This is a genomic window from Mesorhizobium sp. WSM3873 (assembly GCF_001672445.1).
GTDB lineage: Bacteria > Pseudomonadota > Alphaproteobacteria > Rhizobiales > Rhizobiaceae > Mesorhizobium.
The window spans coordinates 211837-225116 of sequence record NZ_LYTM01000023.1 but is presented as its reverse complement, the minus strand read 5'-3'; the positions used below and the strand labels follow the sequence as shown (position 1 = coordinate 225116).

General features: G+C 63.4%; 11 protein-coding genes. 9 read left to right on the top strand and 2 right to left on the bottom strand.

Annotation, left to right across the window (positions count from 1 at the left end):
* Nucleotides 1-21 precede the first annotated feature (21 nt).
* From A9K71_RS16745 to A9K71_RS16720, 6 genes are all read left to right on the top strand, one after another.
* Entirely contained in the window at nt 22-639 is a 618-nt protein-coding gene (locus A9K71_RS16745; RefSeq protein ID WP_066997827.1) for an acetyltransferase, read from the top strand.
* Nucleotides 636-1871 (top strand): glycosyltransferase, encoded by a 1236-nt coding sequence (locus A9K71_RS16740; RefSeq protein ID WP_156752694.1) that lies wholly within the window; start codon nt 636-638, stop codon nt 1869-1871. The genes A9K71_RS16745 and A9K71_RS16740 overlap by 4 nt, the downstream gene beginning before the upstream one ends.
* A 148-nt stretch (nt 1872-2019) precedes the next feature.
* Complete coding sequence (locus tag A9K71_RS16735; protein ID WP_066997819.1) at nt 2020-3138, top strand: glycosyltransferase; 1119 nt, start codon at nt 2020-2022, stop codon at nt 3136-3138.
* A gap of 244 nt (nt 3139-3382) precedes the next feature.
* On the top strand, nt 3383-5419 hold the full coding sequence (locus tag A9K71_RS16730) for a nucleoside-diphosphate sugar epimerase/dehydratase (RefSeq protein ID WP_066997816.1): 2037 nt from the start codon (nt 3383-3385) through the stop codon (nt 5417-5419).
* A gap of 86 nt (nt 5420-5505) precedes the next feature.
* Nucleotides 5506-6417: a glycosyltransferase family 2 protein gene (locus A9K71_RS16725; RefSeq protein ID WP_245299650.1), complete on the top strand. Its 912-nt coding sequence runs from the start codon at nt 5506-5508 to the stop codon at nt 6415-6417.
* A gap of 45 nt (nt 6418-6462) precedes the next feature.
* Complete coding sequence (locus A9K71_RS16720) at nt 6463-6957, top strand: sugar transferase (protein ID WP_066998175.1); 495 nt, start codon at nt 6463-6465, stop codon at nt 6955-6957.
* On the opposite strand, the gene A9K71_RS16715 is transcribed toward A9K71_RS16720, so the two are convergent.
* Together A9K71_RS16715 and A9K71_RS16710 are read right to left on the bottom strand one after the other, a co-directional pair.
* Complete coding sequence (locus tag A9K71_RS16715) at nt 6945-7880, bottom strand: NAD-dependent epimerase/dehydratase family protein (RefSeq protein WP_066998181.1); 936 nt, start codon at nt 7878-7880, stop codon at nt 6945-6947. The genes A9K71_RS16720 and A9K71_RS16715 overlap by 13 nt on opposite strands.
* Entirely contained in the window at nt 7877-9166 is a 1290-nt protein-coding gene (locus A9K71_RS16710) for an O-antigen ligase (protein ID WP_066997813.1), read from the bottom strand. The genes A9K71_RS16715 and A9K71_RS16710 overlap by 4 nt, the downstream gene beginning before the upstream one ends.
* Nucleotides 9167-9620: 454 nt before the next feature.
* Here A9K71_RS16710 and cysD point away from each other — a divergent pair, with 454 nt between their 5' ends.
* From cysD to cysQ, 3 genes are read left to right on the top strand one after another with little or no spacing between them, the layout of a single operon-like run.
* Entirely contained in the window at nt 9621-10526 is a 906-nt protein-coding gene (gene cysD / locus A9K71_RS16705) for a sulfate adenylyltransferase subunit CysD (RefSeq protein WP_066997810.1), read from the top strand.
* A 2-nt stretch (nt 10527-10528) separates the two neighbouring features.
* Nucleotides 10529-12466: a sulfate adenylyltransferase subunit CysN gene (cysN, locus tag A9K71_RS16700; protein ID WP_066997807.1), complete on the top strand. Its 1938-nt coding sequence runs from the start codon at nt 10529-10531 to the stop codon at nt 12464-12466.
* Between the two features lie 10 nt (nt 12467-12476).
* The gene (gene cysQ, locus A9K71_RS16695; protein ID WP_066998172.1) at nt 12477-13262 is read left to right on the top strand and encodes a 3'(2'),5'-bisphosphate nucleotidase CysQ; all 786 of its coding nucleotides are present in this window, start codon (nt 12477-12479) and stop codon (nt 13260-13262) included.
* The last annotated feature ends 18 nt before the right edge of the window (nt 13263-13280 follow it).

Sequence of the window (13280 nt, the reverse complement as noted above, 5' to 3'; positions counted from 1 at the left end):
TCGCCAAGTGGTTCCAGCTTAATGCCAGCGAATCTCCCTCGGGGACTCTACATTTTGGGTTCGGGCGGGCATGGCCGCAGCGTCGCTGACGCAGCCTCCGAGATTGGCGTCAAGAACCTTGTCTTCGTGGATCCAAACCCGGCCCAGATACAGGCGATGGCAGGATTTGTCTTGTTGCGCAGCTTGCCGGATCAGATCGAAGACGGGTGGGCGATATTCCCTGCCATCGGCGACAACGGAATCCGAAAAACGATGTGCGCCGACCACACCGGGAGGCTGGCTACTCTTGTCTCTCGAAGCGCCTCGATTGGGTTGAGGGCCGAGATCGGCCGAGGGACCTTCGTCGGACGCCATGCGCATGTTGGCCCATTTGCACGGATCGGCCTGGGTGTGATTGTCAACACGGCGGCCGTTGTCGAGCATGATTGCGAGGTAGGTGATTTTTCGCATGTTTCCGTGAACGCTACCTTGGCGGGAAAGAGCCGTATAGGCAGCAACGTGATGATCGGCGCGGGCGCTACCGTCATCGACGGAGTTGGTATCTGCGACAATGTTACCGTCGGCGCGGGTGCGACCGTCGTCCGCAATATCGAGCAAGCCGGTACATATGTCGGCACACCTGCGAAACCGCTGTCTTGACTTCTCCTCCCAATCGCCCCGACGCCAACAATGTGCCAGATAATCAAGGCACAAACCTCTCATCGAAACTTAGGCAGGTCGGGTTGGCTCAGCGCCGAGCCGCGGTTGTTCACGACTATTTCGCGATTCGCGGTGGCGGCGAGCGCTTGGCCTTGATTCTGGCGCAAGCGCTGGAAGCGGACCTAGTCTACGGCTTTAGAGAAGATGAAAGCTATCCCAGCAATATGTTTGGACCTTCCGTCGACTTCGAGCTGTGGCGACCGTTGCGCCGGCCTGGCATCCGAGCGCTAGTATTGGCTTGGCGCTTCTCCCGCGCCCGAAACATGATGCACGCTTACTCAACCCGAATTTTCAGCGGCGCCTTTGCACCCTTTGCCGCGCCAGATCGCCGGACAAGTGGCGTGAATGTTTTCTATTGCCATACCCCGCCTCGATTTCTCTATGACCAGCGCGAACACTTTTTCGGCAGGCTGCCCGGGGCGGCCCAGCTCGCCGCGCCAATCATCACGAAGCTCTTCGAGAAGCGCTATCACGAGGCCATCTCTCGAATGGACGTCATCGTCGCGAATTCCGACAATACGCGCTTGCGGCTTCGCCGTTATCTCGGCCTCGATTGTGCGGTCGTCTATCCTCCAGTGGAAACCAATCGGTTTGGATGGCGTGGGCAGGCGGGCTACTACCTTTCTACCGCGCGTCTCTCGCCTCTGAAGCGCGTCGATCGCATTGTAAAAGCTTTTCTCAAGATACCAGATCAGAAACTCATCGTCGCCTCTGGCGGTGAAGAACTGCAGCGTCTCAAGCACTTGGCAGCCGACGCCTCGAATATCGAATTTCGCGGGTGGACGAAAGATGAGGAACTTTCAGATCTTGTGGGCAACGCGATCGCGACCATCTATCTACCGCGCGACGAGGATTTTGGTATGTCACCGGTGGAATCCATGGCAGCTGGCAAGCCAGTTATTGGGGTCGCAGAGGGCGGCTTATTGGAGACCATCCAGCCTGGAAAGACAGGCATCTTGCTATCTCCGGAGTTCACAAACGAAGATCTGATCGGGGCAGTGCGCGACCTGCCACCGGAGCGGGCGGCGGCGATGCGGCGGGACTGTGAAGCCCGGGCGGCGGCCTTCACGCGAGAGGGCTTCATTGCAGCAATGCAAGGCGTGATCGACGATGCATGGCGGAAAGCTCGCGGTGAGGCTTATGTTACACCGCCGATATATCCTTCGCCATGAAACCCTCAAGGTCGCAGTCGGCTGACCGTCATTGGAGGGATTCCGGAATCGGATCGCCGGCTCGGAACAATTCAGGGCGGGAGAATCACGCCAGGGACATGCTGCGGATCTTCGAGCAGGCCATCCGGCAAAGACGGAAGATCGGCGCGTGAAAGTCCTGCATTTCTTCAAGACATACTGGCCGGACACGTTCGGCGGGGTGGAGCGGACCATCCATGCCATCGCCGAGAGCACGGCCCGGCACGGCGTCGAAACCCAGGTGCTCTCGTTGAGCCGCACGCCGGAAGAAAACACGCGACGTCTTGACGGCCATGTGGCCCAAAAAGCCAGGCTGGATTTAGAGCTTGCGTCCACCGGATTTTCGCGCGAGGCCTTTCGTAAGTTCGGTGCGCTCGCCAGACAAGCCGATCTGGTCCACTACCACTTTCCATGGCCGTTCATGGATGTCGTGCATTTTCAGTCCCGCCACGGCAAGCCGGCTGTCGTCACCTATCATTCCGACATCGTCAAACAGAGGCTTATCCTGCCTTTTTACCGGCCCTTGATGATGCGCTTCCTCAGGGCTGTCGACGCTATCGTGGCGACATCGCCGAACTATCTCGACTCGAGTCCTGTTCTGAGGGCATTCAGGGCCAAATCGAAGATAATCCCCATCGGCATCGACGAAGGCGCCTATCCAACGCCGAGCGCGGCCGACGACGTCTGGTGCCGATCGACAGTCGCGGAGCCTTTCGTGCTGTTCGTCGGCGTTCTGCGCTACTATAAGGGGCTGGATGTCCTGATCCATGCCGCCGGCCAGGCGCGGTGCAAGATTGTGATTGCCGGCTCGGGACCGGTCGAGCGCGAGCTTAGGCAACAGGCTGAGACGCTGGGCCGCGATAATGTGATTTTCCTTGGCGAGATAGCCGAACCCCGCAAGATGGCTCTGCTACGCACCTGCCTCGGCTTCGTTTTCCCGTCGAATCAGAGGTCCGAAGCTTACGGTCTTTCACTCGCCGAGGCAGCCATGTGCGGCAAACCGTTGATTTCTTGCGAAATCGGAACGGGCACAAGCTATGTTAATGAAGCCGGCCGGACCGGGCTCGTTGTTCCGCCATCGGACCCGATACGCCTCGCCGAGGCCATCAACCGGCTGGTCGATTGGCCGACCGAGGCCGCAAGCTGGGGACGAGCCGCGCGCGATCGCTACGTCCGCCTGTTCACGGCGGAAAGGATGGGGAAATCCTATGCCGAGCTCTACCGCCAGCTCGGTAGCCGCAAAGACTGAACAACAAGGCCGTGCACCATCCTGCTCGGTTTCAATGAAGAGTCTCCTATTTTACTTCCCGCTGAGTTCATGACACTTGGCGGATCGGTGCTCGCCCAAAAAACCCCTAGCTCTCCCCCCAACTCCGCGCTAATGCCATACCCGGTGACGGGGTTGGGGATTTGCAATCTGGAGTGGCGGTGGACGGTGTTCTGTCCTGCGCCGTTCTGATAGTATTCCCGCGCCTGGAGTTCAGTACTACCCAATGACCGCCTATGTAGAAGCCGTATCGGGCCTCCGACCGAAGATGCGGCGCGCCATCATCATGGTCCAGGACCTCGTCATGGTCCTGATCGCGGTGGCGCTCAGCCTCACGCTCTCGCAGTCGCGGCTTTCCTTCGATGCGTTCTCCTCCGGCGGGCTGGCTTGCTGGGCGCTGATCGTGCTCCTCGCCCATCTCCTGTTTCGCACCTGCGGCCTCTACAGCACCGTCTGGCGCTTTGCCTCGACGCCCGACTTCTTCAACATCCTGAAGGGCTGCGGCAGCCTGACGGTGGTTCTCTATCTGGCCTCGATTGCCTACCGCTCCTTTTTCCAGCCGGTCGCCGGTCTCAACGAGCGCCAGTTCATCGTCTTCTTCCTGGTCTCCTTCACCATCATTTCGGCACCCAGGCTCTACTATCGCTTCCTGCGCGACGGCGCGTCCTGGCGCATCCTGCGCCGCGCCGCCGGCGATGCGTCGATCAAGCAGGCGCTGTTCATCGGCCGGCTGAGCGAGGCCGACGTGATCGTCCGCTTCACCCGCACGGCGGTGCCGGCCGAATATGCCATTGCCGGCATCATGGCCACGGAGGCCGGCGCGCCGCTCGGCACGCAGATCCAGGGCGTTCCGGTCGTGGCGCTGCGGCCGCGTCTGGTCGAGGTGCTGGAAGAGTATGTCAAGGGCACGGAAAACCTCGACCTCCTGATCTTCGGCAAGGGGGTCGAGCGCGAGATCGAAGACTATGCCGAGCTGGTGCGCGTCGCCCGCCACAGCGGCATCGCCGTCGTCCAGTTCTCCGGTCTTTCGGAACTGGGGCAGGGCGGCAAGCTGGTTCTCGATGCCGTCGAGATGGAAACCATCATGCGCCGTTCGGCGGTCGCCACCGACATCGCGCGCATCGGCGCCTTCGTCGGCGGCAAGCGCGTGCTGGTCACCGGCGGGGCCGGCTCCATCGGCCGTGTGCTGGTCAAGCGCGCGCTGGAGCTCGGCGCCGAGGCGGTGCTGGTGGCCGACAATTCCGAGTTCGGCATCTTCCAGCTCGATCAGATCATCGACGAGAAAGACCGCGACCGGCTGGCAAGCCGCATCGTCGATGTCACCGACCGGCCGCACATGATGCGCCTCGTCAGCGAGTTCAAACCCGCGATCATCTTTCACGCCGCGGCGCTGAAGCATGTGCCGCTGCTGGAAGAGAACTGGGAAGCGGCGATCGAAACGAATGTCTTCGGCACGCTCGCCTGCGCCGAGGTCGCGGCCGAATGCGGGGTGCCGCAGTTCCTGCTGATTTCCAGCGACAAGGCCGTCGACCCGAGCTCGGTGCTTGGCGTCACCAAGCGCGCGGCCGAGCAGATCGTCTCCTCGCTGCATGAGACGCACGCCGCGCCGTCGCCTTTCCCTGCCGGCGGGCTGAACGGCCGCCATGCCGGCGTCCCAACTGTGCATCGTCCCGGCACCAAGTTCATCGCCGTGCGCTTCGGCAACGTCTTCGGCTCCAACGGCTCGGTGGCGACCATCTTCCAGGCGCAGATCGAGGCCGGCGGGCCGGTCACCATCACCGACCGGCGCATGACCCGCTATTTCATGACGGTGGCCGAGGCCGTCGATCTCGTCATCATGTCGGCCGCCGATGCCGAGCGGCGCCAGGGCAGGGACGACTACGCCATCTACATGCTCGACATGGGCAAGCCCGTGCCGATCCTCGAAGTCGCCGAAACCATGATCCGCATGGCCGGCAAAAGCCCCTATACCGACATTCCGATCCGCTTCACCGGCATCAGGCCCGGCGAGAAGCTGCACGAGGCGCTGCATGGCGAAAGCGAGGAGGTCGTCAAGCTCGACATCGCCAAGATCTTCGGCCTCAGGACCGACGTCGTGGAGTGGCCGAGGATCGAGGCCGCGCTGCCGGCGCTGGTGGCCGCCATACGGGACCAGGACAAGGCCGCGGCCCTCGCGATCCTGGCCGGGCTCAACCGGGCAGGGCAAGGCATTGGCGGCGCGCCCGAGCGGGCGGTGCCGAAAGCGGCCGGACAGATCAGTTAGCCCTGTGCCGCCCTCCCGCAATTGGCTATTGAAGCCTGTTCGAATGCCCTGCGGGTTCTGAAACAGTGACCGGGAAAGATCAGCACGTGGCCGTTCTCATGGGCACGAGGGATGGCGCCGCCTTTATCGGCGAGCAGTTGCAATCCTTGCTCGACCAATCATGGCCCCATGTCGATCTCTGGGTTTCCGACGACGGCTCGACGGACGCCACGCTCGCGATCCTCGAGGCGTGGCGGTCCCGCTGGAACAAGGGCTCCCTTACGCTGGTGCAGGGTCCGCGAAACGGCTTCGCCGCCAACTTCCGCTCGATGATCATCGAGCCGCGCGTCGATGCCGATTACTACGCCTTTTGCGACCAGGACGATGTCTGGGAGCCGGACCGGCTGGAGAGCGCCATTCGCTGGATGGAGACACAGGATATGGCAATGCCGCTCCTGTTCTGCTCGCGCACGGCGACCATTTCCGAGACCGGCGTCCCGGCGGGCCATTCGCCGCTGTTCCGCCGCCCACCATCCTTCCGCAACGCCCTGGTGCAGAGCATCGCCGGCGGCAACACCATGCTCTTCAACCGCGCGGCGCGCGACCTTCTGGCGAAGGCCTCGGCAAGAGCCGAATTCGTCAGCCATGACTGGTGGGCCTATCTCGTGGTCACCGCCGCCGGCGGCAAGGTCCGCTACGAGCCGCGGCCGCTGGTCAAATACCGGCAGCACGGGGCGAACCTGGTCGGCGCCAACGTCTCCTGGAGGGCAAGGCTTTCGAGGCTCGGGCGGCTGTTCCAGGGCCAGTTCGCCACCTGGACGGACAGCAATCTCAGAGGCCTTGCCGTGAACCGCGACCTCGTTACACGCGATGCAGCACGTTGCCTTCGCCTCTTCATCAGGGCGCGCAAGGGCAATGCTATCAGGCGCTTCAGCCTGCTCGGCAAAAGCGGCGTCTACCGGCAGACCATGATGGGCACGCTCGGCCTCTACCTTGCCTTTCTTTGGCGGCGGATCTGAGCCGTGACGGCAAAGCGGGCTTTCGACCTGACTATCGCGGCCGTCATGCTGGCGGTTACGTCGCCCGTTGTGCTGATCGCCATGCTGGCGGTCAGGGCGACATCGCCCGGACCGGCCATCTTTTCGCAGCCGCGCGTCGGGCGGGGCGGCGCCGTCTTTGCCTGCCACAAGCTGCGCACCATGCATCGCAACACCCCGTCCTTGCCAACGCACGAGGCGCCTGCCGGGTCGGTCACCGCGGTCGGCAGGGTGCTGCGCGCGACCAAGATCGATGAGCTGCCGCAGCTCTGGAACGTGCTCAAGAGCGAGATGAGCCTTGTCGGTCCCCGTCCGTGCCTGCCGACGCAAACGGAGTTGATCGGCCACCGGCAGCGGCTGGGCGTGCTTTCGGCGCTTCCGGGCATCACCGGGCTGGCGCAGATCAAGGGCATCGACATGTCCGATCCGAAACTCTGCGCCGAGACCGACGCAGCCTATCTGAAGGCCGCTTCGATCGGCCTCGACCTCAGGATATTGCTGGGGACATTCTACCGGGCCTGAGCGGCCTTCTTTCGCGCCAGTTCCTCAAGCCGGCCGAGCGTATCGGTTTCCGGCATCCAACCTTCCGAGGCCAGCAGTGACGGATCGCAGATCTGGGTCGCGGTCAAGGCTTGCCACGATGCCTGCATGCCGAGCAGCCTTGCCGCCAGCCGCAGCGGCATCGCGGGCATGGGAAAAAGCCGCGGCGGACGGCTGAAACCACGCCGGAACGCGGCGAGGATTTCGGACGTCGCCAGCGGAACTGCGTTGCCCGCGACATAGGCCGGGTGGAGCGATCCCGGACGGCTGACAAGGTGCAGCACCGCGCCCGCCGCCGTGTCGGACGCGATCAGCGAGCGCACACTCGCCAGCGCGCTGGCCGGCAGCGGCAGGGCGGTGTCGGCAAGCCGCATCAGCGACGCCATGTTGCCCCTCATGCCCTCGCCATAGACGGGCGGCAGGCGCAGTGCCGTGGCATCCGGGCGTCCGGCGTAAGCGGCGATCATCCTGATCTCGCCTTCGCGTTTGGAGCGGCCATAGGCGCATTGCGGAGCAGGGGCCATCGTCTCGTTGATCGTGCCGCTGAAGCCGGGACCCGCCACGGCCCGGATCGAGGAAAGATAGATGAAGCGCCCGCCGCAACCTGCAGCCGTGGCCTTGGCCAGCCGCGCGGTCAGCGTCGCATTGGCGGCCTGGTAGTCGGCGTCGCTGGCGTTCCGATCGCTGTTCAGCGCCGCGCAGTGGACGACATGGCTCACCTCGCGCATCAGTGCCAGGAAGGCGTCGTCCGGCGCATCGGCGCCGGGCAGCGCAAAGACCTCGCCCGCAGCCTGCAGTCGTTCTGGCCAGCGGGACGCAATGCGTATGTCGAAGCCGGCCTGACGCAGCCGGCCGGTCACCTGGCGTCCGATCAGCCCCGTCGCCCCGGTGACCAGGACCTTCATGTTCGCCGGCTGGCGGCCGAAGGAATGGCGGCGCTCTTGCCGGTCGGCGGCACCGTTCGTCCGCAAGCCAGATAGGTTCCCGAAACCAGGAACACCATCAGCGTCGAATCGAGAAGGTCCTGGCCGACCAGGATACCGGTCAGCCCGCCTATGAGATAAGTGACGACGGTGACGATGATCATGGTTGCGCCGAACCGTTCCGCTGGGCCGGCGCTGCGGCGCAGCGCCCTTGCCGCGTTCCAGGCCGCGACGACGAAGATCGTCGCCAAGGCGAACGCCCCTAACAAACCGGCCTGCACCGCCGCGGTCAGAAAACCGTTATGGTAATGGTTGTAGCCTGCGTCCATGCCGAATTGAGCGTGAAAACCCTGTTTCATTAGCGCCCGGCTGCCTGTGATGCCATGTCCGAAAATCGGAGCCTCGTGAAACGCCTTCGTGCCGATCTCCCACATCGCCACCCGCAGCCCAAGCGCCGTCGTATGGTCGTTCTTGGTGGTGAGCGCATCCAAGTCGCTGAAAAGGAAGTCAGCGCGATTGGCAATGACGGGAAACGCGATCGCGGCGAGCAGCAGGCAGGCGCCGCCGGCAATCAGCGCAATGCGCGCAAGTTTCAACCCGCTGAGCCGGCGCCGGTTGATCGAGAGCACGGCGATGCCCGCAAGCAGCAGCGCCAGCCAGATGATGCGGGAGCCCGAATAAAGCACCGCCAAACTGCCCGCAAGCGCAGCGAGGGTCAGCAGCTTCCAGCGCTTCTCGATCCCCGACAGCGCGCCTGCGAGGCTCATCGCCGCGGCCAGGCAGGTCACCGTTGCGAATACGATGGCATTCCCGGCACCGCCTTCGGCCCTGGTGCCGATCCAGTAATACTGAACGACGGCGAGGAGCAGCGCGCCGAAACATGCCGCGGCGCTCGCCAGTACGACGATGCGCACAAGCACGGTCTTTTCCGTGATGCTCCAGGTCGAATAGGAGATCGGAAAGAAGAGGAAAGTGATCAGCGGCAGGAACAACCGCAGATCCGCCGCCAGCGTGCCGTTGACGATCGAAGCAAGGACGATGGCCGCGCAATAGGCACAGATCGCCACCGTCATGGCCAGCATCGGCCGGTCGATGTTGAACTGCCGCCGTTTGATGGCGAGCAGAACCACGGACCAAAGCGCGCCGCCGTTGAAAACGAAGCTGACCACCGATCCCAGCACCGGCGGCGAGAAGAAGCAGACGATCGAGAAACAGATGTTGATCTGTGTCGGCGTGAGATGGCGCCGAAGCGATGTAAACGGGTTCAATGCCTTGCTTCGCAATCTTCCAGGTTGTGCGCAGACCCGCCGGGGTACCGAACAATTGGCCCTGACCGAGCCGTTCTGCCGCGCCTCGCCCCGTTCCCGCGCCGGTATAGCGGCTGGCTCCGATCTCCGATAGGGCGACCGAAGGATGTCCAGCCGAAAATCGGCGGCGTGGACGAAAGCTCTTGGAAGTCAACCTAGCCGATCGAAGCAAATAGGTTTGTTCGGCCCCTTTCAATTGCTCGGCTTGTCTGGGAGAATTTTCCGACTTATCAAGCTCACTTGGAAAATTCATTCCCAAAGCGCTGTGCCCGGCGCGGGTCTTGCGTTGTTATGGGCGATGGCGATCTGCTAGAACGCCCGCGACAAGGGTCCAGGGCTTGACGGGCTGTTTTAGCAAACCGCGCCAATCGCCTGCTGCAAGGCCTGGCCGGCACGAAAGAACGCTCAATAGCTTATGAATATCGCGCTCACCCATCTGCAGCGGCTAGAGGCCGAATCCATCCACATCTTCCGTGAGGTTGCGGCCTCTTTCGCCAAGCCGGTGATGCTCTATTCGGTCGGCAAGGATTCCTCGGTGCTGATGCATCTGGCGATGAAGGCCTTCTATCCCGCCAAGCCGCCATTTCCCTTCCTGCATGTCGACACGACCTGGAAGTTCCGTGAGATGATCGCCTTTCGCGATCAGATGGCGCAGAAGCTCGGCTTCGACCTGCTTGTTCATGTCAACGAAGACGGGGTGCGCGACGGCATCAACCCCTTCGATCACGGCTCGAACACCCACACCCATGTGATGAAGACGGTGGCGCTGCGCCAGGCGCTCGACAAATACGGCTTCGACGCAGCCTTCGGCGGCGCCCGTCGCGACGAGGAGAAGTCGCGCGCCAAGGAGCGCATCTTTTCCTTCCGCAATGCCCAGCATGCCTGGGATCCCAAGAACCAGCGGCCGGAAATGTGGAAGATCTTCAACACCCGGATCGCGCCGGGTGAATCGATCCGCGTCTTTCCCCTGTCCAACTGGACCGAGCTCGACATTTGGCAGTATATCTTGCAGGAGAACATCCCGATCGTGCCGCTCTATTTCGCCAAGGAGCGGCCGGTCGTCGAACGCGACGGCATGCTCATCATGAAGGACGATGACCGCATGCAACTGCGCCCCGGCGAGAAGATCGAGAACCGTCTCGTGCGCTTCCGCACGCTGGGCTGCTATCCGCTGACGGGCGCCATAGAATCGGATGCCGACACGCTCGAAGCCATCGTCGGCGAGATGCTGACCGCCCGCACCTCCGAGCGCCAGGGCCGCCTCATCGACCGCGACGAGGCAGGTTCCATGGAAAAGAAGAAGCGCGAGGGGTATTTCTGAGCATGCGCCACATCCTGGCCAAGAGCCTCGCCCCGACCGATTCGATCCGCGACTACATGGCCGCGCAGGAGAAGAAGTCGCTGCTGCGCTTTCTCACCTGCGGCTCGGTCGACGACGGCAAGTCGACGCTGATCGGCCGGCTGCTGTCCGATACCAAGCAGATTTTCGAGGACCAGCTCGCCGCGTTGGAGAACGATTCTCGCAAGCACGGCACCACCGGCGACGACATCGACTTCGCGCTGCTCGTCGACGGGCTGGAGGCCGAGCGCGAGCAGGGCATCACAATCGACGTCGCCTACCGCTTCTTCGCCACCCCGAAGCGCAAGTTCATCGTCGCCGACACACCCGGCCATGAGCAATACACGCGCAACATGGCGACGGGCGCTTCGACCGCCGACCTCGCCATCGTGCTCATCGATGCGCGCCAGGGCGTGCTGCGCCAGACGCGGCGCCATTCGATCATCGCCTCGCTGCTCGGCATTCGTCACATCGTCCTTGCCGTCAACAAGATCGACCTCGTCGGCTTCGACAAGACCGTGTTCGACCGGATCGTCGCCGACTACGGCGACTTCGCGCAAAGCCTGGGCTTCAACAGTATCGTGCCGATTCCGATGTCGGCGCGCTTCGGCGACAATGTCACCAGCCGCTCGGAGCGCACGCCCTGGTATTCCGGGCCGTCGCTTATCGAGCATCTGGAAACCGTGTCCGTCGACGAGGCCGCGATCGAATTGCCGTTCCGCTTTCCCGTCCAGTATGTGAACCGTCCCAACCTCGATTTTCGCGGCTTTGCCGGAACCATTGCATCCGGTTCCGTTTCCAAAGGCGACGAGGTCGTGGTCGCCAAGTCGGGCAGGGCCTCCCGGGTCAAGCGCATCGTCGCGCATGGCGGCGACCTTGAGCAGGCTGTTGCCGGCCAGGCCATCACGCTCGTCCTCGAGGACGAGGTCGAGGTTTCGCGCGGCAACATGCTGGTATCGCCGGCCGCACGTCCGCAGGTCGCCGACCAGTTCGCCGCCAATCTGGTCTGGTTCGACGAGCAGGCCCTGCTGCCCGGCCGGTCCTATATCCTGCGCACCGAAACCGATCAGGTGAGCGCGACCGTCACCGATCTGAAATACCGCGTCAACGTCAACGATTTCGCGCATGAGGCTGCGAAGTCTCTCGACCTCAACGAGGTCGGGGTGTGCAACCTGTCGACCCGGGCGCCGATCGCCTTCGATCCCTTCGCCGAGAACCGCACGACCGGCGCCTTCATCCTGATCGACCGCATCAGCAACGCCACCGTCGGCGCCGGCATGATCCTGCATTCGCTGCGCCGCGCCGAAAATATTCATTGGCAATCGCTCGACGTCGGCAAGCGCGGCCGCTCCGACCTGAAAAACCAGCGCCCGGCGGTGTTCTGGTTCACCGGTCTGTCCGGTTCCGGCAAGTCGACCATCGCAAATCTTTTCGAGAGGAAGCTGTTCGCGTCCGGCCGCCACACCTACATCCTCGACGGCGACAATGTCCGCCACGGCCTCAACCGCGATCTCGGCTTCACCGACGCGGATCGGGTCGAAAACATCCGCCGCGTCGCCGAAGTGGCCAAGCTGATGGCCGATGCGGGCCTGATCGTCATCGTCTCGTTCATTTCGCCCTTCAGCGCCGAGCGGCGCATGGCGCGCGAGCTGATGGGCGAGGGGGAATTCGTAGAGGTGTTCGTCGACACGCCGTTCGAGGAATGCGCCCGCCGCGACCCGAAGGGCCTTTACGCCCGCGCCTTGAGCGGCGAGATCAAGAACTTCACCGGCGTCGATTCTCCCTACGAGACGCCGGAGAACCCCGAGATCCACCTCAAGACTCTCGGCAGGACGCCCGAGGAGATGGCGGAAGCGTTGGAACACTGGCTGACGGAGCGCGACGTTGCCGAAGAGCAGTATGACGATGGCGGCGGCATCTGACGACGCGGCAATGCTTGGCGTGTTCGAGCGCCTCGCGCTCGATGCCGGCCGCGCGGTGATGCGCGTTTTCCACGAAGGCTGCGCCGTCGACAGCAAGTCCGACTCTTCGCCGGTGACGGAAGCCGATCGCGAAAGCGAAAAGATTATCCTGGCCGGCCTGCGCGCCGCTTATCCGGACATCCCTTGCGTCGCCGAGGAGGAGGTTGCGGCGGGTATTGCCACGCCCGACCTCGACGGCGCCTTCTTCCTCGTCGATCCGCTCGACGGCACCAAGGAATTCGTCAACCGCCGCACCGATTTCACCGTCAACATTGCGCTGGTGCGCCACGGCGTGCCGGAAGTCGGCGTCGTGTTCGCGCCTTGCACAGGACGTTTCTTCTCCGGTCGGCCGGGGACGGCGGAAGCGATCGACGTTGACGGCGACTATCGTGTCGCCGGCCGTCGGCCAGTCACCGTGCGGGCAGGCGGCACGCCGCTCGCTGTCGTCGCCAGCCGCTCGCACAACACGCCGGAAACCGAAGCCTTCATTCGCGATCTCGGCGCCACCGAAATCGTCTCGATAGGCTCGTCGCTGAAATTCTGCCTGCTCGCCGCCGCCGAGGCCGACGTTTATCCGCGCTTCGGTCGCACCATGGAATGGGATACGGCGGCCGGCGATGCGGTGCTGCGCGCCGCCGGCGGCATGACCCGCACGCTGGACGGCCAGCCGCTCCTCTACGGCAAACGCAACCAGGCCACTGACACGGATTTCGCCAACCCGTACTTCATTGCGACGGGGAAGGGCGTGGAGGCTTAATCTCCTCCTGAAGGGGGA

Bases quoted from the DNA above. Each gene is read 5' to 3' on its own strand.
- cysN (WP_066997807.1), top strand. From the start codon at position 10,529: ATGCGCCACATCCTGGCCAAGAGCCTCGCCCCGACCGATTCGATCCGC.
- cysQ (WP_066998172.1), top strand. From the start codon at position 12,477: ATGCTTGGCGTGTTCGAGCGCCTCGCGCTCGATGCCGGCCGCGCGGTG.
- A9K71_RS16745 (WP_066997827.1), top strand. From the start codon at position 22: ATGCCAGCGAATCTCCCTCGGGGACTCTACATTTTGGGTTCGGGCGGG.
- A9K71_RS16715 (WP_066998181.1), bottom strand. From the start codon at position 7,880: ATGAAGGTCCTGGTCACCGGGGCGACGGGGCTGATCGGACGCCAGGTG.
- A9K71_RS16720 (WP_066998175.1), top strand. From the start codon at position 6,463: ATGCTGGCGGTTACGTCGCCCGTTGTGCTGATCGCCATGCTGGCGGTC.
- A9K71_RS16730 (WP_066997816.1), top strand. From the start codon at position 3,383: ATGACCGCCTATGTAGAAGCCGTATCGGGCCTCCGACCGAAGATGCGG.
- cysD (WP_066997810.1), top strand. From the start codon at position 9,621: ATGAATATCGCGCTCACCCATCTGCAGCGGCTAGAGGCCGAATCCATC.